Consider the following 24,653-nt stretch of genomic DNA (forward strand, 5'->3'; position numbering starts at 1 on the left):
CTCAATTACCGGGACTGGCTCACGCAACCAAATTGATAAGTTTTTGTTGGGTCACGACCCAACCTACTGACTTGTTTATTATTTTTTATAAAAGGATAGAGCCTCGATTAAGCCTGGAGTGGCTCACACAACCAAATTGATATCAGTGTAGGTTGGGTCGTGACCCAACCTGGGACTATTGAATGATGCAGAGGCAGAGACGGATTGCTGAAGTTTTACTTGCGTTTTGGTAGTGCTACATATAACGAGCCGGAGTGATTTAGTGCATTGGCTTCCAGGCCAGCCTGATCCCCTTCGCCTTTATAGACGTCAACATGAGCGCCTACAATAGCCCCGCCTGCGTCTTGGGCTATACACCATGAAGTCGATTTTTTGCTGTTATAAATAAAATTCATTCCGATCGGTATTACCCGGTGATCGGTTGCGCAGGATACATGGGGCGTTAGAGTAATCTTTTCTGAACCGTAAGGCCCGCCATCTTCTTTAGCAAAAAATACATAGCTTTGATCGCGATTTCGCAAGTCGGCCGCTTTATGGCGGTTACGCGGGTCATCGAGATACTGACGAATCAACTGTTCTGATGCAGCGCTTCCTTTAATTTTTTTAGAGACGTTACAACCTAACTTTTCTTCATCGTGGCACTTGGGATCTTTAGCACAACGTTCAATCGTATCAAGGTTGCCGCCGCAGGTTGGATCTTGTGCGCATTGGACGATGCGGCCCAGCATGGTGCGTGGTCTGCCGTTAGCAGCCTCGTAATTGATATGGAATAATTGGCCATCAATGCTTAATGAACCGGAGCCTTCAACCATTAAAAAAGCTGGATCATTGGGATCTTCAACATAAGCGATTACATAGTTTGGATGTAAAGCCCCCTGTTCAATTTCCTTGCGATCGGGGACTACTGAGTAGGTGCCATTAGGATTTTTCATACAAAATCCACGCTCTATTTTGGTAAGCGGGTCTACGCCACAAAGAGGGGCTTTCAAATTAAATTTTTTGCGTTCCAAAGGGGCGCTGACGACACCCGGGTTCCTATAGAGCGGGTATAAAAATGATCCGCCGCGTTTGGCACTGGCCTTCACAGCAGCGGGCGCGTAATAGGCAGTAAATTGAAACTCTCCCTTTTTAAATCCGGCATGATTTTCAGGCCAGCCATCGCTTTTATACCAGTCAAATTCGGTTTTAATGCGGGTTAAATAGTTTTTAAAATCACCATGAGCAGCCTTTGCAAGAGCGAGCATTTTTTTGTTGGTATTAAGGCACCATTCCTGGCGTTTGAATTGACGGCCAGCAATCATTACTGTCTGAAATTCACCACGCTTTTTAGCACAGTTTTCAATCTGATTATTTAATGCCGTAATCACTTCATTCATATTGCCGACAGGGTTATTTAAGGGCAACTCAGAGGCTGAAATTTTATGGAATTTAAAGCGCAATACACCGGGCTCCTTGGCGGCCATCTTCTGCTTTGTGGTAAAGTCTGCCAATCGTCTAACATCTAAACAACGCTGAATGGGATCAACAGGCAAGGCTGCCTGGGTGACCATGCTAAAAGTCATTAGTACAATTATTAAAGCTGATTGAAACATGGGTATCCTTTAGCCTAATAAGGTTGGACTCTCGTCTAACCATGGATTTGAATTGGTAATAGGAATAATTATAGAGGCTATTGACCCGCTATCAAAAGCTGCAAAGTAAAAGATGTTTGCAGGGCGTTATTGAATAAAGGCTGGATAACAGCACTTGCCCCGAACTGGTTACTTAAAAATGAACGAAGCGACGCGTGCGGTAGGGATGCCATCGATGACTTCCTCCCGGATGAGCTCTTTCGCCTGAGCGTTATCAAAAACCTCCTTGAGATCCATAATTTTCCCAGCGGGAATATGTTCATGGTGCAGAAGTTCGAGAAGCGTATCGCTGTGTAATTTCGCTGTTTGTTCAGTAATGAGGGAAGCCAGCTTTCCCCGGTTTTTTACTCTGTTTTGATTATTCCTGAACTCATTTTTTTCCGGCAGGTCTTTTAGGCCCAGGATAGTGCATAGTTTTGCAAAATGCTGATCAGAACCTATCGCAAAGACTACCTGGGCGCCATCGGCTGTACGGAACACTTCGCCATAGGGTGCGATATTGGGATGTATTGATCCGATACGTTGGGGTACCTGTCCCGTCATTAAGTAATTCGATGCCTGATTAACAAGGCTGCTAATGGCAGCATCGTAAAGGGAGACAGAGACCACCTTGCCTTCCCCGCTTTTTTCCCGGTTATAGAGCGCAAGAAGGATGGCTTCTTTCAGATGGTGGGCTGCGAGTACATCGATGAGCGCAACTGGCATTTTAACGGGACCACTCTCATGGGTGCCATTCATGGACATAAAACCGCTTTCACCTTGAAGCACCAGATCGTAAGCAACGCGGTCGTTTTCCTCGCCGTAACCGTTTATTTTTCCAATGATCAAACGGGGGTTGATACTGAGAAGAGACTCCTCCTGTAGTCGAAGCTTTACATCATCTCCCTTTTTAAAATTCATTATTAAAATATCAGCGTCTGAAATCAGGTTAAGAAAACGGCCGTGGTCTTCCTCTTTCTTAAGATCTAAAAATTGGTATTCCTTTCTAAAATTAACACTTGCAAAATAGGCTGAAATCTCTGAGTCAGGGTCTTCCTCTGGAAGTTTCCACGTTCTGGTAACGTCCTTATGGAGAGGATGCTCAATTTTAATCACTGTGGCACCCAACTCAGCAAAAAAAGTAGCTACTGATGGACCCGCGAGGACGGAACTGAGGTCAATTACTTTTAAGCCCTTTAACATAGATTCCTTTTTCCAATTGTGAGTCAGCAGGAGGGCTCCAGCCTTTCTTACCCTAATCATGGCCTGCCAAAAAATCCATCTTAATCCTAATTAATGCTTTATTTAAGCTAAATTTAGAGTCAGGTATTAAAGTGATATTAGCCTGGATACCAAAAATGGTTTTTAGAATTGACTGAACGCCTTCAGCCAGTCAAGGATAACTGGCCTACCCCGTAGTTTGCCAGGCAATTTACGGGATAGTTCCTCAGAAATTTTTAAAGCATTAAATACTCATTTGGCTGCCGCGATCGGGGAGCAGATCTTTATGGCTATCCATAAATTGATGGATAGCATTATCAATGACCCGCTCCATATAGGGAATTACTCGTTCAGGTTTTGATATGGAGAGCAAGAAATCTTTTAATTCTTTATATTGATGATGAGGAGAGCGTTGCATATGCGCCAGGAATTCGCGCTCAATTTTCACTTTGGCAGGCTCCGGAAGATCGACTATATCCGCTAAATAATCTTGTATTTGTTGCTTCGCCATGAGGTGAAAATGCTTCTCTAATATCTCATCAGCCTTGCTAGCAAAGAAGGAGTTTACCCGCTCTACCATAAAACCATCGAGATTTTGCGCTTCAAATTCTTCGGAGGTATAACACTGTTTTAAGTATTCCGTTAAAGGCCCTCTTAGAATAGAACCGAAATTGGAAAACTGCTTGGTGTAGTCGCTTTTCTCAATGTAATCAGTTATTTTGGGATAAACTTCTGTGGTAAATAAGCCATAATTTGTAGCAGAAGGACGATCAAAATAATTACCAATTTTTTTACCAATTTGTATGGCTATATCCACTTCGCTGAGGCCCAGCATGTATTTTGCCTGGTCAGCATTAAGTTTTTTGACAAATTTATTGATGACAAAATTGAAAATTGTTTTTTGCTCACTTGCCTCTAAAGAAGCGGCTTTAGGGTTTTTCTGCAGGTTCTGAATGACCAATAGACATAATTTATACTCGCTGGAGCCTTTATCATAGCCGAGCTTATGCAATTCATTGATTAAATTATGGGTATTCTTATATAGAATCTCCCTACTTCCTTCCATTCCAGCCATTAACGCCTTGATTAATTGATCATCTTCTTCGGAGGCATGCGTTTCTTGAAGGGTTGATTTGGGTTCAGTAGATTCTGGTCCTACTCCCTCAAAGCGAACTAATTGAACCGCTTTCAAATCCTTCTTGAGCTCATCCACTGATTTATTGGTATTCATCATTGCCTGAACCACAGCATTAACCGATTCTTGTGCACCGAGTTCAAGTCGTTTAAACATAAGGTTCAATTCTGTTTGCAGCGCGGAGATGTTAGTAAAACCCAGTTGTTTGGCCAGAGCGTCTGCAGCGAGGGCCAATTGTGATGTTTGCATCAGCGACACCATAGCCATCATTACAGCCAATTGTTGATTTTTAAATTGTGCCTCTCCCAGTAACACTGAAAATTTTTCTTTAAATGCTTTTGGAAGACTTGCCGTTTGAAAGAGAGAAAATGTTTTTTGAGTTGGACTGGTTTCTAAAAATGTTCTGGCAATTTCCACGTAATGATGCCATTTTCGAGGAATTGCTACCGGATCGTTAAAATAAATTCTTGAAAAGGCCTCTCGTTCCTTCTCGTTAAAGCTATCATCAATGGGTGCCGTTACGAGTTTATTTCGAAAGCGCTGTACAAATGACGCGTAACCTTGATTTGATTGTTTATAAGTATCGATATCTCGCGATCTTGGGATTCCCAGCGAACCTTTGTAGGCATAAACCTCGTCTCTATGTATTTTGCTTGTTGCTTCCCGATGTTTGTTGATAGCGGCTTCATGCTGTAAAAAATCATCCTGCTTCAGCAGTTTTACCAAGTCATCTCTTTGATAATGTTTATACATTAAGATATCTTCAAGATAAACGATAAATCCCTGCATCCGACCTTTAGCCGTATTATAAAAACGATCTGCTTTGTAATGTTGCACATTTCCGTCTGGTGAACACTGCTCTAATAACTGCTCCAACAGCATTTGTGTATTAAATGCCGTCACTAAATCCTCCCCCTGCAGATTATCTGCCAAAAGAAGTTCATGCATGGTTGCCAATGCCAATTGCTCGGACGAAAGTTTGCCATATTTTTTAATAAGTGCGTCTTGATAGGTAAGAAACGTTTTAATGTCACCCCCACGAAGGCGCTCAATATATTGGTCTAATAGGCCTGGCATCGTTATCTCCTGAAATCAATTAGTCACAGCATGCGCACTAAATACACTTAAAATTCATATTGTTTTATTATAGAGCACTCATGACGGAGGGGGTATGGGTAAAATTACCCACATTCACCATGAAGTCATACTCGATTGACTGGCAGATTCTGTTAACTTATCCGGTATTAATCATTGAGTGTCGTTTTTTGTAGACTATTTGTGAACAGTTGACTCACTTAAGACCGTCGGCGGTGTGAAAGCCCGATACAAAAAACCAAAAGCCAAGAGCTATACTCTAAAGGAGAGCGAAGATAATAAGGAAATTTCAGAATGCCCAGGAACCGTGGTGAAGACATCTCTTTAGGATTTAGTTATGAGCATTTTAAACATGGTGCCCACGCTTGCCTTATTTATCGAGATGAATCTGAGAAACGTCGAGTCATCTCTAAATATATCGAATCAGGAATAGCCAACAATGAACAAATTGGCTATTTTGTCGATACGATGACACCCGAAGAAGTAAGGGCATGGCTTGCCGAACTGGATGTAGAGTTACCCCAAACCAGGCAGGTTGAAATTTCTCCTGCTGTCTCAGTCTATTGTCCAGATGGGCAATTTGTACCAGAGCAAATGCTTTCTCGTCTTAAAAATCACTATGATCATGCTATCGCCGCAGGGTTTTCCGGGAGTCGTCTTTCAGGGGAAATGACATGGTCTTGCAGAAATATTCCTGGTTCAGATCAGTTAATCGTTTATGAAGCCCTCATCAATACCATCCTTGATACACACCCGATTACTGTTGTTTGCCAATATGATGTCAATAAATTCGATGGGGGATTGATATACGATGTCCTGCAAGTTCACCCGTTCATGTTTGTGCACGGACAAATTGTCAAAAACCCCGCCTATATTAGACCAGAAGAATTTTTTCATAACCGTATGAATACTATAAAAAATGAATAATGAAAATCAGTTAACACAGAATGAGCAAACGCTATTTAGACTTTATGCGGCGCATAGCGCGCTCTTCATTTTTACCAATACGGATCAAATTAAACCTTATCTTGAAAAAATTATCTGCAGTATCCCTGGCGTAAAAGAATGTGAGGTGTGTCTCATCAAAACGATGGACGGTAGCAATAACGAGTTGCAATCAAAGCTGATTGGAACCATCGATTTGAAACATGGAACATTCAGCATGACCGATTTTCTCCAACTTTTCGAAGCAATTGAAGATAAGGAAATACAAATTTATTCCCTCTTTGCAAAAGATATTTTTTATGGACTAATTATTATAAAAATTAGCGATTTCAACCAATTCAATTTATTTGATTCCATCGTTAATAGCTTTACAATTTCCACCTCCATTATTTTAGAGAATTTATGTCAAAGATACATCCTTGAAAAAAACAATAAAGAATTGAGCATGCACCGGGAGCATTTGTCGGAACTAGTGAAAAAAAAGACTCAATCTCTGCGGCAAGCAAAGCGAAAGCTGCAAGATATTTTAGACAAAACGATTGAGTCCTTAGCCTCCATTACCGAGCAACACGATCCCTATACAGCAGGACATCAGTTTCGTGTAGCGAAACTAGCCGAAGAAATAGCTAAAAATTTTGGCCTAAGCTCTAAAAAAGTACATGAAATTTATTTAGGTGCATTAATCCATGATATAGGTAAAACTCGCGTCCCAATGGAGATTCTGGTTTCCCCCGCCAAGCTTAGCCCATTGGAATATGAGTTTATAAAAATCCATCCCGAAGTAGGTTATCAAATTGCCAAAAGAGTCGCCTTCAACCGAACCATTTTCGACATTATTTTGCATCATCATGAACGGTTGGATGGTTCCGGCTATCCCCATGGATTAAAGGCTGATGAAATTCGTTTTGAAACTAAAATTGTAACCGTCGCGGATGTGTTCGAAGCCATGAGCTCTCACCGTCCCTACCGCCCTAAAAATTCAATTGAAGCAACGCTCAATGAGTTACAAGAAGGCGCTGGAAAACGCTATGACTCGGCCGTTGTTGCCTGTTGTATTGAACTGATTACCAAGAAAAATTTTGAGTTTCCCACTCCTCCTTATGAGCGGCTTAACGTCAATATGTATGCCTGGAAAATACATGATTCATTACGTACAAAAAAGGATTGAAGTGGTATGTCATGAAAGCCCGAAAAAGCGTATTTTTCTCATAAAAGCCATTGGGGCCAAGCGAAGCAACCTGATAATCACAATCACAAAGAGTAAATTCTCTCGCTAGGCCTCCTCTTTATTCCTATGAAACAAATAATAAAGCCCGGGCAAAACCAATAAGGTTAAAAAGGTAGAGGAAATAATGCCTCCAATAACCACCGTTGCTAAAGGCCTTTGTACTTCTGATCCTGTCCCTGTCGCGAGTGCCATAGGCACAAATCCTAATGAGGCCACTAATGCAGTCATTAATACCGGGCGCAATCGTGCAACCGATCCTTGAAATATAGCTTCGCGCAAAGGAAGGTGCTGCTCACGTAATTTATTGATAAAGCTGATCATGACTAAACCATTTAATACAGCAACCCCTGATAAGGCAATAAAACCAACGCCTGCAGAAATTGAGAGTGGGATACCTCGCATCCACAAGAAAAACACGCCACCTGTTAAAGCCAGAGGAATACCACTAAAGACTAATAACGCATCTTTTGCACTGTGGAAACTCATGAACAATAATAAAAAAATAATGCTTAAGGTAATTGGAACGACTATTTTCAAGCGTGCGGCGGCAGACTCTAACTGTTCAAATTGCCCACCCCAAGTTATCCAATATCCACTGGGGAGCTCTACATTTCGTTCTATTTTATTTTTTGCATCCATAACAAACGAGCTTAAATCCCGATTACGGACGTTTGCGGTAACCACAATACGCCGCTTCCCATTTTCGCGACTAATTTGATTGGGGCTTTCATCAAGCTTTAAAGAAGCGACTTCACTCAAGGGAATAAAGTGGCGTTCTCCATCTTTAGACAAAGGGAGTGGGATAAAAATTTGGCGAAGTACATCCGATTTTGTTCTTAATGCTTCGGGTAAACGTACAACCAGTGAAAATCGTTTATCGCCTTCAAAGAGCTCCCCTCCTTTTTTCCCCCCTATCGCGATAGCAACGGCATCTTGTACCTCACTAATTTGTAATCCATAGCGAGCCAACGCATTGCGATCAATCACTACCGTTAGTAAAGGCAAACCACTGACCTGCTCTACTTTAACATCAGAAGCGCCAGGCACTTTTTCCATTTGCTTTGAGATTAATTCCCCTGTTTTCAGAAGCGTGTGCATATCGTCGCCAAATACCTTAACGGCAATATCACTCCTGACCCCCGAAATTAATTCATTAAACCGCATTTGAATGGGTTGCATAAATTCATAATTATTACCGGGAATTTGGGTCACCGCTTGTTCAATTTCCTCGACTAAAACTTGTTTTTCTTTTTTAGGATTTGGCCAATCCTTGCGGGGTTTTAGCATAATAAACGTATCAGCGACGTAGGGAGGCGCAGGATCAGTTGCAATTTCCGCAGTTCCCATCTTGGAGAACACTTGCTTTACTTCGGGAAATTCACTCACTCGCTGTTGCACCAGATTTTGCATTTTCAATGCTTGCGTCAAACTGGTTCCAGGAATGCGCATGGCATGCATGGCGATATCACCTTCATCCAGACTTGGAATAAATTCACCGCCGAGGTGAAATGCCAGCAATAAACTTAGAACAACCAGAATACAAGCCGCACTTAATACTTGCAGGCGTGCCTTAAAACAGACCTGGAGAAGTTTTTCATAGCCCACCGTAAGATAATGGACTAATTTATTTTCTTTTTCTTGTATTTTTCCCCGCAAGACAACAGCTACCGCCGCAGGTATAAAGATAAGTGAAAAAAGCATGGAAGCCATTAAAGCAATAATCACCGTTTCTGCCATAGGCAAAAACATTTTTCCTTCCACACCAGTTAAAGTAAGGATAGGTAAATACACGACCGTAATAATAAATACGCCAAATATACTTGGGCGGATCACTTCTGTGGTCGCTTCCTTAATGACGGCCAACCGTTCTTCAGTCGTTAAAACTCGCTGCAATTGATGCTGGGCTTGACCAAGATGTTTTAAACAATTTTCAACAATGATCACCGCACCATCCACAATCAACCCAAAATCCAAAGCCCCAAGACTCATCAGATTGGCACTAATTTTATTCGTTACCATGCCTGTAACCGTTAGTAACATCGATAAAGGAATGACCAGGGCTGTAATCAGTGCGGCTCGTACATTGCCTAAAAAGAGAAATAGAATAACGCATACAAGCAAGGCACCTTCAAGCAAATTGTTTTTGACGGTGTTGATAGTGGCTTTAACCAAGTTCGTACGGTTATAAACAGGTACTGCCTCAATACCGGCTGGAAGCGTTTGATTAATTAATTTCAATTTTTCTGCTACCCGTTCGGAAACAGCGCGGCTATTCTCTCCCATCAACATAAATACCGTGCCTAAAACGACCTCTTCATTACCTACCGTAGCGGCACCTGCCCGAAGTTCTTCCCCTAATTGGACATTGGCTACATCACGAATGCGAATAGGGGTTCCTTCAAAACTTGCGATCACAATATTATTAATATCGTTGATATTTTTTACCTGTCCCGGCACGCGAATTAAATATTGTTCGCCATAACGCTCAACATAACCCGCACCAATATTGGCATTATTACGCTCCAATGCCTGCAACACGTCATTTAAACTTAAACGGTAGCGTACGAGCTTCGCAGGAAAGGGGGTAATGTGGAATTGTTTTTGAAAACCACCAATGGAATTGACTTCAGCCACGCCGGTCACGTTACGCAACTGTGGCTTAATAATCCAATCTTGTATGGTGCGAAGCTCCGTTGAGTCATATTGTTTATTAGCAGGGACATTCGCTTTATTGTTAACGGTGTACATAAAGATTTCGCCCAAGCCGGTAGAAATGGGACCTAAGGTAGAATTTATATCCGGGGGCAGTTTGTTTTTGACTTCTTGTAACCGTTCATTAATTAATTGACGAGCAAAATAAATATTCGTCCCATCTTTAAAGGCAACCGTAATTTGCGATAAGCCATAGCGCGAAAGCGAACGGGTGTAGTCTAGCGAAGGTAACCCGCTCATAGCGGTTTCAATGGGAAACGTAATGCGTTGTTCTACCTCAAAGGGTGTATAACCATCTGCCTGTGTATTAATTTGCACTTGAACATTGGTAATATCAGGCACGGCATCAATGGGTAATTCATTAAAATTATACACGCCTAAAAGGGCGATAATAAGGGTGAATAGCAAAGCAAACCAGCGGTGCTTTAAGGAAACCTCTAGTATTTTTTCCAGCATTATTACTCCTTAATGCTCATGACTTGCTCCCGATTTACCGAGTTCCGCCTTTAGAAAAAAACTGTTTTTACTGACATAACGCTGCCCTGGTTTCAGTCCCGAACGTATTTCAACCCAGGCATCATCCTCGTCGCCTATCACGACCGGTGTTGCCTCAAACTCATCCCCTTGCTGCACGAAAACAACCTCCGTTTGCCCTATATGCTGTAAAGCATCACGAGGCACTGCGACAGCAACGGTCTTTTCTTGAATAACAATGGCGGCATTGACATACATGCCAGGCAACCATTCATTCAACGCATTGGACAGGATGCTACGAGCCAGAACGGTTTGGCTGTCCTCAATCCCAAGAGGGGAAATATAACTGATTGTACTGACGGCTCTTGGTTTGCCTTCATCACCTGTAACAATGACTTCCATGCCCGCTTTTACCAAGGGGGCTTCTTTCCGATAAAGGGTTAAATCAGCCCATACATTCATTAAATCAGCCAATTCATAAATGGGTCTATCGCCTTTGGCCAGTTCTCCTGATGTTGCCTGCTTTTGTACAACAATACCGTTAATCGGTGCTGAGACGGTATAGTTTTGTAAACTTTCATTGCTTTCAATCGTCGCTAAGACATCGCCTTTAGTTACTTTATCACCCAATTTCTTTGTCATGGATTTGATAATACCGGAATAGCGGGGATAAACAGGCGCGGAGGTATCGCGGTTAGGTACAATTTTGCCTACTACTTTTAATTGTTTTTTTATCGTCTCTTCTTTAGCGACTGCCGTTTCTATCCCTGCTGCCTTAAGGATAGGAACGCCAAGATGCATTCTGCCTTCATAACTTGCATAATGCCATTCATAGTTTTTATCCTGGTTGATAAGATGAATGGTTACCTCAAAGGAATGCGGCTGTTGAATAATTTGCTGGCTTTGTAAAAAATCATTGACCGGTTCAAAGGTGATGGTATCGACTGTCCCCGTAAAACGGCGCAGCTGAATGGTTAAATGCGTTCCATCGATACTGACCGGCTTGCCATCCTTATAAAGGTAAGCTCGAAAATGCGGCGGCATTCCTTTTTCAAAAAGGACTAATTCTAAAGTCAATGGCCCTTGTTTCAACAAACGGCCATGGTGCGGTCCCTTTCCTGTGTTTTGCTTTATTTCTTTCTCTGAGGAGCATGATGCCATTCCAACCATGAATAAAAAATAAAACAGACAAAGTAACCACGTTAAATTAGGGGATTTCACGTTCAATTTTTCTCCTTACTCATGTAGCCCTAATAGACCAGAAATTTGAATTAATGCTTTATGGTACTCGGCATGCGCTTGTTGGTAATGCTGCTCTTCTTCATAAAGTGTATTGAGGGCTAGCGATAATTGCAGATAAGTAAATTTACCCATTCCATAACCATTTTGGGCTAATTTTATCGATTTACGTGCCAAGGGTAATAAAGAATTTGTCACTAAATTCGCTTCAAAACGGCTTTGTTCTGCTTGTAAAAAAGCAATGTATAAATTTTTTCTTACTTCAAGACGAACGCCTTGGTATTGATGAATGGCCTGGGTTAATCCTGCTTCTGCAGAAAGGATATTTCCTTGATTACGGTTATAGAGAGGGAGTTGAGACGAAGCGGAAACCACTGCAGCATTACTGCCATCATCGGAAAAATGACGCGCCCCAACCTGAATATTTAAATCAGGCCATACTGATTTTTTAGCAGCAACAATACCAGCTCGCTTTGCTCTAATTTGTACGGCCATCGCGATAATCTGGGGACTTTGATTTAATTTGGCAAGTAAATTGGGCCAGTGCCAGATTGTATGTTGTAACTCTTTGTCAGACAACGAGCTATCAATCCGCAATTCATTACCTACCAGACGGGCCAACCTGGCCCGTGCAGTTAAAGCCATTTGCTCTGCAGCCTTTTCTTGAATAAGGGCCTTACCTAGCCGCACTTCAGCTAACCTTAAATCAAGTTCAGGTGCTGCTCCTGCGTCTACCCGGCGCTTAATCGCTGAAACAATTTCCTCATTCAGTCGAATCAATTTTTTGGTGACCTGATGCCACTGTTCAGCATATAACGCATCGACATAAGCGGTAGCCACAGCAATATATAACACGTTCTTCTGTACTTTAATGGTCGCTAAAGACGTTAAATAATCAGCAAAACTCGCTTGTTTCAAATAGTGAAGGCGATGACCAAGCGGGATAGGCTGAGTAACTGCAAGGGTGGTTTCAGCGGATTCATAGCCTGTATATTGACCAGAGCCGCCCATATTTTCTGCCGTTAAAGCGAGTTGGGGATTTGGAAAAAGGCCGCTTTGAATAAACAGCCCTTTCAGGGCACAGGCTTTATCTTTTTCAGCTTGTAGCTCAGGATTATTACGATAGGCTAAATTCAACGCTTGACGCAACGTGAAGGACGGACTGGCCAGGGCAGTATTTAAAAAAATGCTGATAAAGAAAATCACAGCTAATCCTAAGCGCATTATCTATCCTGTTATTTATTTGATAATGACAAGTTACTATTCTTCACTATCTCTTTGTAGTTGGAATTAATTTTTACAGGGCAGCCATCCTAAACACATTCAATCGTATGCAATGAATAGAATGGACACTAAAATTAATGGTTCCCTCTATGCCAAAAATCGATTCTAAGGAGATGATAAGCCATTTCTATCAATTCATCGATAAAAATCCAACCTCGTATTCTGGTTGGTGCCCGTTCGTCAAAATTCTGGATAATTTTTAGCCATGGAATCCTGAGGCCGAATGCCCTCTGTTGAGGTATTGCATTTTTCTTGAATGCAATGACTTTTTGAATATCAACACCGTGAGGTGCTTAAAAAAGATTCTAGTCAATCCCTTTACTTGAAATAGTGCTGAGAAAATGACGTTATAAAAAAAGCGATCAGGATAACAAAGAATATCAAAAACGCTGAAAGTGAAATAACAAGAAAACTTCTCGCTAAATGCTGATGCTCGCCTTTGTGCCAAAACACGATGCCGAAAACAACGAAACTGGTTACTACAAGAGTAAGAATAGCTATTATCAACGTAACGAGCATGTTGAACCCCTCAATTGTTATTAATCAGTATGTTTCACTGTAACCACCGCCTCCACCCTAACCAGGTCTACCTCATCAACCGAGTGAAGCTGAATACTATTGTTCATTATTAAGGAGCGGCAAGAAGACAGCAATACTAGTGGACTCTTACTATAACATCAGGGGAGTTCCGGGGCTGGCTAAAGGTCTAACCTTTACCAGCCAGTCGACTTTCCCAAGGTTTTCATACGGCAAATCAAAAACCTTGGTTATCCCTGTGCTATCGCTGTGGCAAAGGCTGTTTGGGCTTATTGACGTTTGGGTAGTGCCACATATAACGAGCCGGCGTGATTGAGCGCATTGGCTTCTATACCAGCTTGAGTTCCCTCCCCCTTGTAGACGTCAACATGAGCCCCTACAATGGCACCGCCTGCATCTTGGGCTACACACCATGAAGTCGATTTTTTGCTGTTATAAATAAAATTCATTCCGATCGGTATTACCCGATGATCGGTTGCGCAGGATACATGGGGCGTTAGAGTAATATTTTCTGAACCGTAAGGCCCACCATCCTCTTTAGCAAAAAATACATAGCTTTGATCGCGATTTCGTAAGTCGGCCGCTTTCGATTGGTTAAGCGAGTGATCTAAAAACTGACGAATTTGCTTTTCCGATGCCCCGCTTAGTTTAATTTTTTTGGATAGGTTGCAGCGTAACTTTGCTTCATCATGGCATTTAGGATCTTTGGCACAACGTTCCATCGTATCAAGGTTGCCACCGCAGGTTGGATCTTGTGCGCATTGGACGATGCGTCCCAGCATCGTGCGCGGCCTGCCGTTAGCGCCATCATAATTGATATGAAATAATTTGCCGTCAAGCATTAATGAACCAGAACCTTGAAGCATCAAAAAAGGCGGGTCGTTCGGATCCTCAACATAGCCAATGATATATTTTGGATGTAACGCCTCATGAGCAATTTCCTCCCGGTCTGGCGCTATAGAGTACGTACCATCGGCATTTTTCAAACAAAATCCACGCACCATTTTAGTAAGCGGCTCAACCCCGCAAAGAGGGGCTTTCAAATTAAGTTTTTTGGACTCCAATGCGACACTTACCACACCGGGGTTACTGTAGATCGGATGTAGAAAGGGTCCACCACGTTGACTGCGTGCCTCGACTGGGGCTGGTGCGTAATAGGCAGTAAATTGAAATTCACCCTTTTTAAATCCTGCATGATTGACAGGCCAGCCATCGCTTTTATACCAGTCAAACTCGTTTTTAATGCTGGTTAAATAGTTTTTAAAATCACCATGAGCAGCCTTTGCAAGAGTGAGCATTTTTTTGTTGGTATTCAGGCACCACTCCTGGCGTTTAAATTGACGGCCGTCAATAGTCACTGTCTGAAAGTCACCCTGATTTTTATTGCAATTCTCAATTTGATTCTTTAATGCCTGGATCACTTCATCCATATTGCCCACCGGGTTAACTAGCGGCAACTCAGAGGCTGAAATTTTATGAAATTTAAAAGGCAGGACACCGGGGGCCTCTTTGGCAGCCATTTTCTGTTTCGAGGTAAAGTCCACAAGCCTTCTAACATCTAGGCAGCGTTGAATTGGATCAGCAGGCAGGGCTGCTTGAGTGATGATGCTAAAAACCATCAGTGCAATTATTAAAGCTGATTTAACCATTGGTATCCTTAACCTGACAATGGTTGAGCCCTCGTCCACCATTGATTTCCACTTGTAATAAGGATTATATAGGCTATTCGACCATCCATCAAAGGGCGCATACAGGGTCAAAACAACCGTTATACCCTGCGAAAAGACATTGGGCAGAACTAGCTCAAAGAGGCGCCTTGTTCAGAGGAACGTTTAACCGACTATAATTCGATTTTTTGCCAAAGAAGTATAGAATTGGAATAAGATTAAAGTAATGAACTATTTTTAATGAAACCTAATCATCGATTAAAGATCATTCTGGCCAGTGCATCCCCAAGACGTTTGCAGATATTGCAAGACCATGGATTGACTGCCGTGGTTATGCCCGCCAATATTGAAGAAATCCTGCAAGAAAGCGAGGATGCCAAAACCTATGTCACCCGGCTCGCCAGAGAAAAAGCGCACACTATTTTATCGCAGGTTCCAACAGGCGCTGCTGATATCATTCTGGCAGCAGATACCACGGTGGCTTATGAAAATCATATTTTAGAAAAGCCAACTGACTATAACGATGCCTATAGAATGCTGCGCATGCTTAGCGGCAACTCCCATGAAGTCTATACGGGGTATGCCTTAATTTTTCTTCCAGAACAACAATGGTATGTTAATTACGTAACAACCAGCATTCGTTTTCACCCTCTTACAGAACATCAAATAGAGAACTATATCAATTCGGGGGAACCTTTTGATAAAGCCGGGGGCTATGGTATCCAGCAGGTACGGGATACCTTTGTTAAAGAAATCCGTGGCTCTTATTATAATGTTATGGGATTACCCATTGAGGAAATTTTAGAAAAAATTTCCCCGGTCTGTGCTGACTAATTGTCGGCAACCAGGCGGGTAGAATCTATATCCATCCTATGCCAGGGTTGCTAAACTTTCTTGATGGAGCCATCACCCCATTATCAATGGCTACGTATTTGGAAATCAGATGCGCTATAAAATTACCGAACACTATGCAAGAGGCGAAGAAAAACTGATTGCTGCCTTTAATAAATCAAATGAAGCAAGACTTTTTATGGCTCAAAAAGCATCTATTGATGAGGACGCCAAAAAGAAAATTATTTATAGACTCTACGACGACAATGAGTTATTGCATGAATTAAATAAAACAAACATTTCTATTACCCATGCCCACTATGCAGAAGGCAATGGCGATTTGAATAATGCAGCCCCCTTTATTTTCCAAGTGATGGCGAAGACCACGGAGTCCTTAGAAAAAGAAATCATTGCTCAATTCAATGATAAAAAGGATGCCAAACTATTTGTCGTATGCAAAATTGAAACTGACCAGACGATTCATGATAGTGATTTATTTTTTATAGTTAAAGGGAACCTTTTAATTGATACAGCGAACAAAATTATCATTGCAAATCGAAAAAAAGAAGCTTCCAGAGCGAGCGGCAATAAGAAAAACCCAACGCTAAATCCTTTACCTACGAGACCCACACCCCGTGGAGGCCCTCCTGATTATTGGGTCGACAAACGGGATGACGATGAAAAGGGTAACTAACCTCACTGCTTTTTTGTAAGACATTTCTTACAAGACTTACTTGGTATATCTTAATGACTCGGGGGAGTAATTAAGTCATACTGGCATCATTGGAAGTTGCAAATACCAGGACATGAAGTCCATTAAACAGGGAAATAACACAAGGATGTGTTGGCCACAGGAAGTGGGATTTGCAACTTACCAAACCAATCGACTTATTTGAATTGCCACTCCCCTCTTGATTCTCTAAGTCACCCTTAAAAACCAGATTGACTCCTGTTATTTCACGGTGGTTTTATTCATTGGAAAAATAAGTTTTATAGACCGCCAGGTAGATATTATTATTTTCCATTTGAAGCAATACGGCATTGATACGGCTAATTAATTGGTTGTTTTTCGGTAAGGCCATGATCGCCAGCCCCTCTCCAAGGGTGATCACAGAACCAAGCGGCTTAAATGAATCCCCACCATTTTGGTTCCAATAATTCACGTCCGAACGATAAAGAAAGACTGCTGACAGGGTCTTATTGTTTAAAGAGGCTAACAGCTCTTCCACATTCCCATATTGATTGATTTTAAATTGTTTCTGATAATGATTAAGTAGATAATTATATAAAACACCGCCACTGAGCTGGTCTCGTATCACTCCTACTGTTGTACCTTTTAATTCATTGATTGAATTGATGTTATTACTTTTCAAAGTTAAAAATTGACTTTTATTCAGCATATACGGCAAGGTGAAAACAAAATTATTTTGACGAGCCTGGGAAATAGTAATACCAGCAATCGCCAGGTCGATTTTTCCTTCTTCTAATGCCTGGTATAATTGTTTGGTGTTTGCTCTTTGCATTAATCGACATTGTTCTTGCAAGTATTTGCAAATTAACCGCGACAAATCAATATCAAACCCTTCGGTAGGGGATATAACGAAAGGCGGATCATAAGCAAGAGTCCCTATCTTAATCTCACTATAAGCAGAAGAAACGAAAAATATAAACGTCACTATCAAAGTACTTATTTGTTTCATTTTTAAATCCTTTTAATAAACAACTTTTCTCGATAGCCTAACTTAAATACCGTTCTCTATTTTGCGATTTAGTGTACGTGACTAGGCACTTTCCATATCAACATCGGTTAAATCGCCTTTAAGCAAGCGAACTTGTCCATGTATTCTATGTAACTGCTGATTTTCAAAATGAAAGTAGGCAATCACTTCAGCTTCTAAAGGAAGCCCCCCTTTATTCTTTCCTATTGGATAATAAATTGCAAAAAGCTCGTTTCCTTTTTCAAGGATATGTTTGTAATCAATCGTATCGATTGTCATCGTTTGCCTTTGTGCAAGAACATGCTGAGTATATTCGGCACGATTCATTCTAACGCCATTAATACATTGTTCGTAATCTTTATGAAAGAATTGCTCGATTTTTTCAATAAGATCCGTTTCAGGATCATAAATAAAATTCCAAATATTTTTTAATAAATCACTATAAGGCATTTGTTGCTCCGATTAAAAATTTAAGCTTGATCATTGACCAGAGGCTCCAAACCGATTTATGTAGCCATACTCCCATAAATTGTACTCCTCTGATAGCTCTTCAATGAGGGCATTTCTTCTGCAGCGCGAGCCCGCCTGTTTGCAAAAAATGCGTATAACAAAAAATTCTCTCTTAAGTCGCGCCCCTTACAATCGTTGGAATACATAAAAAACAAGTTGTATTAATTTGAAGCCAAACTGGCTTTTTTGATTGTCAGGGCTGCAATGGGAGAATTAAATCATGATATCCACCACTGATATTCTTTTAAATCATCTTGCTTCAGAACTAGTAAGGCTGCACGGCGTTTCGACTTCTCCAGAAACGTTTGGTGATGCCATAACGCTCATTAAACGTAATCCCCTGGAATTGCCTGCGGTGAAGCAGCCACTCCATGCGAATAACGACGAAATACCAGGAAATGATATGGGATTCTTCATTCCCATTGAGCCTCCAGAAAATCAAGATGACTCACTATTTCTTATGGTACAAGCCCTCCTGTGGCTTGCTGCTAATAAAAATTCAACTGAAAAAAATAAACTGGAACAACAGTTAGCCGAATTAATAAGCAACCACCCCAATCTATTGGCCTCTTATAAAGGATATAGTTTAGTCACTTTAATTATCAGGTCTGGCAGCGAGACTGTAGCAAAAGCAGCCCAGGATTCTATATTTAGATTAGCTCACTACGCGATACTGGATCTGGTTGAGTTCCCTGCTCCGGATCAAGAAAATCTCTGCATGAGTGCTGTAAAAAGTGGATCGCCATTCATTATTAATTTAGTTCAATCAATGTGTCTCCAGGCGGATTTTGATAGCATTTTGACCGCAGGCTTTTTATCAACAGTGGAGCACTTAATAGAGATAGAAAACGATCCTCATGAGAAATTAGCCCTTCAACAAGGGCTCGCCATATGCAATGGAATAATGCGCATTAATAGTGAGAGACAACAACTTGAAGCTGAACGGAAAGCTGATGAGTACGTTAAGTATGCTATTCGCAATGAAAAGTTATCCCCTCTGAGTGATTATATAAAATCTCCAGCTAATAGTAATAAAATCAAGCCATTATTACATTTTGCCATCGATGGAAATAACCATTCAGCGATTCTTCTTATCGCACAGCGCATGAAAGAATTAGGGATGATGAATGAATATGACTTACTTAATTTATGTGCAGAACAGATTCCTCATTCTAAACTTTATGCATTAATCAAAACAAATCCGAACATTCTATTGCCCAATTTTTCCCTTGAAGCATTAACCAATAAAAGCCTTAAATTTATCATTAACTATTTTCCCAACGATTACAAAGCGCTTGTAAACACAGTAGCTGGACGTGATCTAAAGAGTTTACTGGAACATGACTTGCTCCTGGATTTATTCCTCTGCTCCGATCAGGCAAGAAGCAATATAATGAAGTCTATGTCAGTGCTTAGGGGTAACGAAATAGCGTCCCTGGTTACCAACGATAATAGTGTCATATTTTTAAGTTGTGCACTGGCTTCTGGGGCCGATCCAGTTGTCCTTCAAGAAATAGCCACTAAAAATAACCATGACTGGCTAAGTATTCTGTTAATTGCGGCCTCTTACCCAGGCAGCCAATTCCGCGTAGAAACTATAAACTCTTTTTTAAGCGGTGCTGATCACCAATCTCTTATCGTTACCAATATACATGTATCCTTGGCAAGGAAATTAAATAATCCTGCCTTGTATGAGAGTATTCAAGCACGTAAAGCGGATAAACCTTCCTACTCTGAGGTTGAAATTGAAGATATCACCCATCTTCAGGGTGCATTACGAATATTTAATAGAGCCAATAGCGTCTATTCAACCTTTTTTGCTAAACAAGAAACGTATGATTATTGGATGCATGCAAAACCCCAAGCACGCTATGACGAACTTCTTAAAAATCCTGGCCTGGCCTACTTGGCGCTCAAATACATGGATTCTCACCATGTCCCGGATTATCCCTATGGCGTTCCCCTTTTTCTACCTGTCCAGGGTACAAGTCAATATGTCAAAAAGCCGGAAAACTATCAGGGTATTATGGGCGCTGCGTATTTATTGTCAGAAACAGCGCGCTCCAATGTAGGAATGAACAATATGCCTACCAAGCTTGATAAGAGAGACAGGGCGATGCAAGATCACGATTTGGTTTGCACAGCTCCTTTTAAAACAGCCTTTACGACCGAAAAACATTACTGTCGTGTCAATTTTAATCTGGGAAAAATACCCCCATCCTATCTTCGCCACGCTGTTATTAAGTTAGGTGATTATGTAGCAAGACAACAAGTCCCTGTACACATTCAATTAACGCCGGAAATGACTATGGACAATGATTATCAAAACCATGGAATGTGTAACTATATTTTCACTTATAAAGAGGGAGGAGGCACTGCTCACTCCGTCACGGTTACCACCCCGGGAGCGAATGAAATCTATCATGGTATCAACGGGTTTAAAGAAAGTCTCTGCCATCTTTTCTATGTTATCAATTTGATACCTTCAACACCCGAGGGAAACTTAATTAAATCAAAAATAGTAGAGCATTTCTCCCAATTGGATGCACAAGGATTGTTGAAGGGCGAGTTAGATTCTCTTTTTGTAACGCTTAATCAATATATGGAAATTGATTTTCCAAGCAGCTTACCCTTGTCGTTCAAATACATTGATTCAATCCACTTTATTGAGACTCAAACAACCTTTAACGTGGATGAATTATATGCCTTGATTGAAAAAGGGGATATCAGCGACTTTAAAGCGTTTTTTAGAAAATACCCACAATTCTCCGATATGCCTTTTATGATAAGAGAAATAGTGGCCTTAGCACCCCCTTATCGCCTTCATGAAGTCACCCAAATACTAGAGGCGATCTATCCAACGAGTTATTTATCCTTTACAGAAAATTTAATTGAACTGAATACCCTGAATTCGAGAGGTCTCAAACAGGTAGTAATGCAATCAAGTTTACGTGGAAATCATCGTACGCATTTTGATTTGGCAGAATTAATCTCGCATTTGAAAATAAGATTGTCAGGTAATGAATTTGCCGCAACGCGTAAACAACTGATGGCAACCTATGAGAAAGAAGTAATGGCACTGCGTGATCAGCTAAGGGGGCTATATGCCAATGTGCAATATACCGGTAATAACGCCAAAATGCAGGAAATACTGACCAATCCTGAGGTTATTGCTGCACTAACGGGGAAAAATAAGGCTTTGCTGGCTGCTATTCTGGCATTTGAAATTGAGGCAGAACAGGAATCCAGCGTTTGTGACGCCACGTTTATCTGCCATGCTAAAAGTCAGCAGTCTGGTAAAATCATCCATTACACCCTCGGCAGTATTTTATCCAGTGCATTAGCGCTGCCACAATCCTTTATTGCATCATGTCCACTCAATACAAAATGCGATAAGCCTGATGAAGCGCTTGCCTTAAGATCCTACCTTAAACAAAAATGCTTTACAGAAAAACTGCTTCTGAAGATTGAGGCAACACTAGTCGATTTATGTAACTCTTATGACTCGGATATTAATCTTGAGCACTTTGTAATGACTGATGAGGCTCATTATAAGCCCGAACAATGGCAGCAGGATGATTATCTGTCTCTATTGGAAACGCTCTATGAACCTGTTAGTGGGAATGATTTTTGTGCCAATCCTAATATTCCCTCTGAGATCAAGGAAGGTTTATTGCTCCTCATTCAGGCACTTTTTCCAAGTGTGACTGTTGGAGTAAATTTAAATACCAATACGTTGATAGTCGATGAAGTATCTTTTGATCATTTCATGAAAGATTTTCTTTCAACGACGCATGGTTTAAATCCTAAAATTTCCCATTTCCTTTTCGATACGCTCCATTTTGGTGTTGCCTTAACCCGAGGAGATGCAATAGCAAAAATTCAACTAAAAGATAAGACAATCTCTTTTAACGATTTAATTGAGCAGGCGATGAAAACAATCAATCAAACAGGTGTGGACGGGACTAACTCTCTCATGGCAGAGCAATTAGCACTGCGAACAAAAATGCTAGAATCATGGTGCATCACGCATAGCAAACTGGAAATGAATCAAACGCCCTATAAGTTACCTTAAAAGCTTAGGTTGACCATTGGCACCCTGGCGAATGGTCAATGTTACACAGCACCTTTCTGAATTACTCTTCGAATGACTGCTCTCTTTTTCGTATAAGCCATCTTTCGTAGAAAATTTATTACATCCTAACTATAAAGCATTTAATATGGGTGTTAGCAGCTGCCCAGGGACTTTATTACAGGGATTTACATGGATAATCGGTGGACTATAAAAATCCAGAATTTTGTTTTCTTATGGTTATTATTCCCTCTAACGCTCCATGCGTCTTTCATTGAATCGACCCTGGGAACAGCAGTTGTTAATGATGCGACGGCGGCTTATTACAATCCAGCCGCTTTAACACTTTTAAGCAAATTTCAATTGATAGCACTGGGTTCAGTTGCCTCTTTTCATACCCATTTTACTGGCCAATCAATACAATCAGCAACCGGGTTCACCCAGTTTGGTCATTCAGCTGCAAAAACGAATTATTATTTACCTTCTTTTTACGCAGGCTTGCCGACTAAGAATAAGGTGACATTGGGAGTGGCTGTTTTATCTAATTCTTTTAACAGGAATATTGAAGAACACTCCATTCTACGCTATGCCCAATCCGGTAATAGCATTCAGGATATCGATGTGGTTCCCGCATTAGGATTGAAGCTAAATGAATTTTTTTCAGTCGGTATAGGGGTATCTCTATCCCATGTGAATTTTATTTTAAAACCAATTTCTGGATTTCCCAGTTTAAACATCCCTGATGCGCAAAATCATAATGAAGCGAGCAGTTATGGTTTAGGAGGAGACATTGGTTTTTTACTAAAGCCAAACAAGGCAACCCTCATTGGATTTAATTACCGCAGTTCGGTTACCTATCGATTCAGCGGCAGAAGTGTCCTGGCAGGCAATCCTGACCTTGTTTCTAATGCTTATTCGTTTACTTTTTGGACTCCAGCACGATCTGTGCTTTCTATCAATCACTTTGTAACACCTTCTCTAGGATTTATCGGTACTGTTCAACGTATTCAATGGAGTCTATTCAATGAGATAGATATTCATGGTATAGCGGCAAGACTAGGCTCTGAGCCAATAATTTTGAATGCCAAAGTGCCTTATCATTTTCGTGATACCTGGCTTTTTACGATTGGTAGCCACTATCGTATAACGCCCAAATGGGTCATCCGAGTTGCAGCAAATTACAATCAAAATCCTGGAAACAGTCATTATCAGATAACCACTGGCAATGGGATTATTGCAGGCGCATCAATGGGGTATGACCTCTCTAAAATGATTACCATTGATGGCAGTTTTGCTCATGCCTTTATTCAAAATCAAACGATCAATATTATCACTGGCAGGAATTTCATTCATGGTGAAAATAAAGCCTCTCGCAATGCTTTTTCTTTAAAATTAACATTCAATCAATAAAAACGATCCCGCAGGTTCAAATACCTTTACTTCAATGTAACTGCGGAATCTGGCAAGTTGGATAGTCCAACCAATTTACGGGCCTGACATAGGCCCATGGGAGATATGATTTGTCATGATTGGATTTAGGAAATCTGCCAGTAATTTTATAATCAATGCAAGAACAAGGATACTGGAACCAAAAACAGCAATGGAATGAGTCGATAGGGTTGGTTGCTGAGCCTGCATATCACACAAGTTATCATAGATACTTGCCATGGTTGCATAAATACTTTGGCATTGAGCCAAAACCTCTACATACTCATCACCATTTATCTCTATCTTATCGACCTGTTCCATCATGTCCTGATAAAGCCCTAATGGGGTACGCCTTCCTGTCGATAAAAATGGGTTCGAGGAGGAAAAATCATATTGTTTCGCCGGTATTTGATAAGCGGTTAAACGATTACTGGGCTTGATATATTTCGATTGAACAATGTACCCGCCATGCATAAAACCGGCAACATGCACTAAAAAATGCGCGAGCAGGGTTTTAGGTGTTAATTTTTCTATGTCTCCAAGATATTTTTTAGTTGCTTCTGTTATCTCGTCCTTAGAAATTTCATCAGGATTAACCCCCAATTGTCGTAAATCCTCTTCCATGGCTGGAGTACGCCATAATTGATCCAGATAAGATAACGAAAAAAATGCGCTGATGACCGTTTTATCTGTTTCCGAACTCTGCAATTTATTTTCTATGGCTTTGATAATCAAAAATTGCTGGATCAATCGTGAGGCATATAAATCCTTGGGTATCTTTTTATTTTTAAACAGATACTCTGATTTAAAACGGTGATGCTCAGCTCGTTCGTGTTCCGCAGTCAGTTGACCGGGTTTGCCATTTTTGTAGGTTGCATTTAATAACGCTTTGCTAAACATTGGGTGTACTTCCTCACTGGAAAATGGTTGCAGAGGTGAATGCTAAC

The 24,653-nt window shown here is 41.0% G+C and carries 16 protein-coding genes; 6 read left to right on the forward strand and 10 right to left on the reverse strand.

Features of this window, described 5'->3' with window-relative positions; translation table 11 throughout:
* Nucleotides 1-215: 215 nt before the first annotated feature.
* From ACN4Z1_RS10860 to ACN4Z1_RS10870, 3 genes are all read right to left on the reverse strand, one after another.
* Nucleotides 216-1,592, reverse strand: a complete 1,377-nt coding sequence (locus ACN4Z1_RS10860) for an MltA domain-containing protein (protein WP_419388139.1) — start codon at nucleotides 1,590-1,592, stop codon at nucleotides 216-218.
* A 168-nt stretch (nucleotides 1,593-1,760) separates the two neighbouring features.
* Nucleotides 1,761-2,813, reverse strand: coding sequence for a CaiB/BaiF CoA transferase family protein (locus ACN4Z1_RS10865; protein WP_228363055.1), 1,053 nt, complete (start codon nucleotides 2,811-2,813; stop codon nucleotides 1,761-1,763).
* 262 nt (nucleotides 2,814-3,075) lie between these two features.
* A complete protein-coding gene (locus tag ACN4Z1_RS10870) occupies nucleotides 3,076-5,043 on the reverse strand; it encodes a hypothetical protein (RefSeq protein WP_228363056.1) in 1,968 nt (655 codons plus the stop codon).
* Between the two features lie 312 nt (nucleotides 5,044-5,355).
* On the opposite strand from ACN4Z1_RS10870, the gene ACN4Z1_RS10875 reads away from it, so the two are divergent.
* Together ACN4Z1_RS10875 and ACN4Z1_RS10880 are read left to right on the forward strand one after the other, a co-directional pair.
* A complete protein-coding gene (locus ACN4Z1_RS10875) occupies nucleotides 5,356-5,988 on the forward strand; it encodes an MEDS domain-containing protein (protein WP_228363057.1) in 633 nt (210 codons plus the stop codon).
* Nucleotides 5,981-7,174 carry an HD-GYP domain-containing protein gene (locus ACN4Z1_RS10880; RefSeq protein ID WP_228363058.1) on the forward strand — a complete coding sequence of 398 codons (1,194 nt, stop codon included), beginning with the start codon at nucleotides 5,981-5,983 and terminating at the stop codon, nucleotides 7,172-7,174. The genes ACN4Z1_RS10875 and ACN4Z1_RS10880 overlap by 8 nt, the downstream gene beginning before the upstream one ends.
* A 105-nt stretch (nucleotides 7,175-7,279) precedes the next feature.
* Here ACN4Z1_RS10880 and ACN4Z1_RS10885 read toward each other — a convergent pair whose 3' ends face one another.
* The 4 genes from ACN4Z1_RS10885 to ACN4Z1_RS10900 form a co-directional block, all read right to left on the reverse strand.
* Nucleotides 7,280-10,402 (reverse strand): CusA/CzcA family heavy metal efflux RND transporter, encoded by a 3,123-nt coding sequence (locus ACN4Z1_RS10885; protein WP_228363059.1) that lies wholly within the window; start codon nucleotides 10,400-10,402, stop codon nucleotides 7,280-7,282.
* Nucleotides 10,403-10,411: 9 nt separating this feature from the next.
* Nucleotides 10,412-11,590 carry an efflux RND transporter periplasmic adaptor subunit gene (locus tag ACN4Z1_RS10890; RefSeq protein WP_228364059.1) on the reverse strand — a complete coding sequence of 393 codons (1,179 nt, stop codon included), beginning with the start codon at nucleotides 11,588-11,590 and terminating at the stop codon, nucleotides 10,412-10,414.
* 66 nt (nucleotides 11,591-11,656) lie between these two features.
* On the reverse strand, nucleotides 11,657-12,883 hold the full coding sequence (locus ACN4Z1_RS10895; protein WP_228363060.1) for a TolC family protein: 1,227 nt from the start codon (nucleotides 12,881-12,883) through the stop codon (nucleotides 11,657-11,659).
* A gap of 866 nt (nucleotides 12,884-13,749) precedes the next feature.
* Nucleotides 13,750-15,129 (reverse strand): MltA domain-containing protein, encoded by a 1,380-nt coding sequence (locus tag ACN4Z1_RS10900; protein WP_228363061.1) that lies wholly within the window; start codon nucleotides 15,127-15,129, stop codon nucleotides 13,750-13,752.
* A gap of 258 nt (nucleotides 15,130-15,387) precedes the next feature.
* On the opposite strand from ACN4Z1_RS10900, the gene ACN4Z1_RS10905 reads away from it, so the two are divergent.
* Nucleotides 15,388-15,981 carry a Maf family protein gene (locus ACN4Z1_RS10905; protein ID WP_228363062.1) on the forward strand — a complete coding sequence of 198 codons (594 nt, stop codon included), beginning with the start codon at nucleotides 15,388-15,390 and terminating at the stop codon, nucleotides 15,979-15,981.
* Nucleotides 15,982-16,090: 109 nt separating this feature from the next.
* Entirely contained in the window at nucleotides 16,091-16,672 is a 582-nt protein-coding gene (locus ACN4Z1_RS10910) for a hypothetical protein (RefSeq protein ID WP_228363063.1), read from the forward strand.
* A gap of 274 nt (nucleotides 16,673-16,946) precedes the next feature.
* On the opposite strand, the gene ACN4Z1_RS10915 is transcribed toward ACN4Z1_RS10910, so the two are convergent.
* Both ACN4Z1_RS10915 and ACN4Z1_RS10920 read right to left on the reverse strand, forming a co-directional pair.
* Nucleotides 16,947-17,678, reverse strand: coding sequence for a transporter substrate-binding domain-containing protein (locus ACN4Z1_RS10915; RefSeq protein ID WP_228363064.1), 732 nt, complete (start codon nucleotides 17,676-17,678; stop codon nucleotides 16,947-16,949).
* An 81-nt stretch (nucleotides 17,679-17,759) separates the two neighbouring features.
* Nucleotides 17,760-18,146, reverse strand: a complete 387-nt coding sequence (locus ACN4Z1_RS10920) for a hypothetical protein (RefSeq protein ID WP_228363065.1) — start codon at nucleotides 18,144-18,146, stop codon at nucleotides 17,760-17,762.
* 280 nt (nucleotides 18,147-18,426) lie between these two features.
* Here ACN4Z1_RS10920 and ACN4Z1_RS10925 point away from each other — a divergent pair, with 280 nt between their 5' ends.
* Together ACN4Z1_RS10925 and ACN4Z1_RS10930 are read left to right on the forward strand one after the other, a co-directional pair.
* Nucleotides 18,427-22,281, forward strand: a complete 3,855-nt coding sequence (locus tag ACN4Z1_RS10925) for a hypothetical protein (RefSeq protein ID WP_228363066.1) — start codon at nucleotides 18,427-18,429, stop codon at nucleotides 22,279-22,281.
* Nucleotides 22,282-22,470: 189 nt separating this feature from the next.
* Nucleotides 22,471-23,688, forward strand: a complete 1,218-nt coding sequence (locus ACN4Z1_RS10930) for an OmpP1/FadL family transporter (protein WP_228363067.1) — start codon at nucleotides 22,471-22,473, stop codon at nucleotides 23,686-23,688.
* Nucleotides 23,689-23,763: 75 nt separating this feature from the next.
* Here the strand turns inward: ACN4Z1_RS10930 and ACN4Z1_RS10935 are convergent, their stop codons facing one another.
* On the reverse strand, nucleotides 23,764-24,606 hold the full coding sequence (locus ACN4Z1_RS10935) for a biliverdin-producing heme oxygenase (RefSeq protein WP_228363068.1): 843 nt from the start codon (nucleotides 24,604-24,606) through the stop codon (nucleotides 23,764-23,766).
* Nucleotides 24,607-24,653: the final 47 nt, after the last annotated feature.

The sequence above is a fragment of the Legionella sp. ST3F1 genome, from assembly GCF_048553315.1.
GTDB lineage: Bacteria > Pseudomonadota > Gammaproteobacteria > Legionellales > Legionellaceae > Tatlockia > Tatlockia donaldsonii.

What these genes read in the sequence shown, in the direction of transcription:
- ACN4Z1_RS10860 (WP_419388139.1), bottom strand. Translation starts at nt 1,592, where the DNA reads ATGTTTCAATCAGCTTTAATAATTGTACTAATGACTTTTAGCATGGTC.
- ACN4Z1_RS10865 (WP_228363055.1), bottom strand. Translation starts at nt 2,813, where the DNA reads ATGTTAAAGGGCTTAAAAGTAATTGACCTCAGTTCCGTCCTCGCGGGT.
- ACN4Z1_RS10870 (WP_228363056.1), bottom strand. Translation starts at nt 5,043, where the DNA reads ATGCCAGGCCTATTAGACCAATATATTGAGCGCCTTCGTGGGGGTGAC.
- ACN4Z1_RS10875 (WP_228363057.1), top strand. Translation starts at nt 5,356, where the DNA reads ATGCCCAGGAACCGTGGTGAAGACATCTCTTTAGGATTTAGTTATGAG.
- ACN4Z1_RS10880 (WP_228363058.1), top strand. Translation starts at nt 5,981, where the DNA reads ATGAATAATGAAAATCAGTTAACACAGAATGAGCAAACGCTATTTAGA.
- ACN4Z1_RS10885 (WP_228363059.1), bottom strand. Translation starts at nt 10,402, where the DNA reads ATGCTGGAAAAAATACTAGAGGTTTCCTTAAAGCACCGCTGGTTTGCT.
- ACN4Z1_RS10890 (WP_228364059.1), bottom strand. Translation starts at nt 11,590, where the DNA reads ATGGTTGGAATGGCATCATGCTCCTCAGAGAAAGAAATAAAGCAAAAC.
- ACN4Z1_RS10895 (WP_228363060.1), bottom strand. Translation starts at nt 12,883, where the DNA reads ATGCGCTTAGGATTAGCTGTGATTTTCTTTATCAGCATTTTTTTAAAT.
- ACN4Z1_RS10900 (WP_228363061.1), bottom strand. Translation starts at nt 15,129, where the DNA reads ATGGTTAAATCAGCTTTAATAATTGCACTGATGGTTTTTAGCATCATC.
- ACN4Z1_RS10905 (WP_228363062.1), top strand. Translation starts at nt 15,388, where the DNA reads ATGAAACCTAATCATCGATTAAAGATCATTCTGGCCAGTGCATCCCCA.
- ACN4Z1_RS10910 (WP_228363063.1), top strand. Translation starts at nt 16,091, where the DNA reads ATGCGCTATAAAATTACCGAACACTATGCAAGAGGCGAAGAAAAACTG.
- ACN4Z1_RS10915 (WP_228363064.1), bottom strand. Translation starts at nt 17,678, where the DNA reads ATGAAACAAATAAGTACTTTGATAGTGACGTTTATATTTTTCGTTTCT.
- ACN4Z1_RS10920 (WP_228363065.1), bottom strand. Translation starts at nt 18,146, where the DNA reads ATGCCTTATAGTGATTTATTAAAAAATATTTGGAATTTTATTTATGAT.
- ACN4Z1_RS10925 (WP_228363066.1), top strand. Translation starts at nt 18,427, where the DNA reads ATGATATCCACCACTGATATTCTTTTAAATCATCTTGCTTCAGAACTA.
- ACN4Z1_RS10930 (WP_228363067.1), top strand. Translation starts at nt 22,471, where the DNA reads ATGGATAATCGGTGGACTATAAAAATCCAGAATTTTGTTTTCTTATGG.
- ACN4Z1_RS10935 (WP_228363068.1), bottom strand. Translation starts at nt 24,606, where the DNA reads ATGTTTAGCAAAGCGTTATTAAATGCAACCTACAAAAATGGCAAACCC.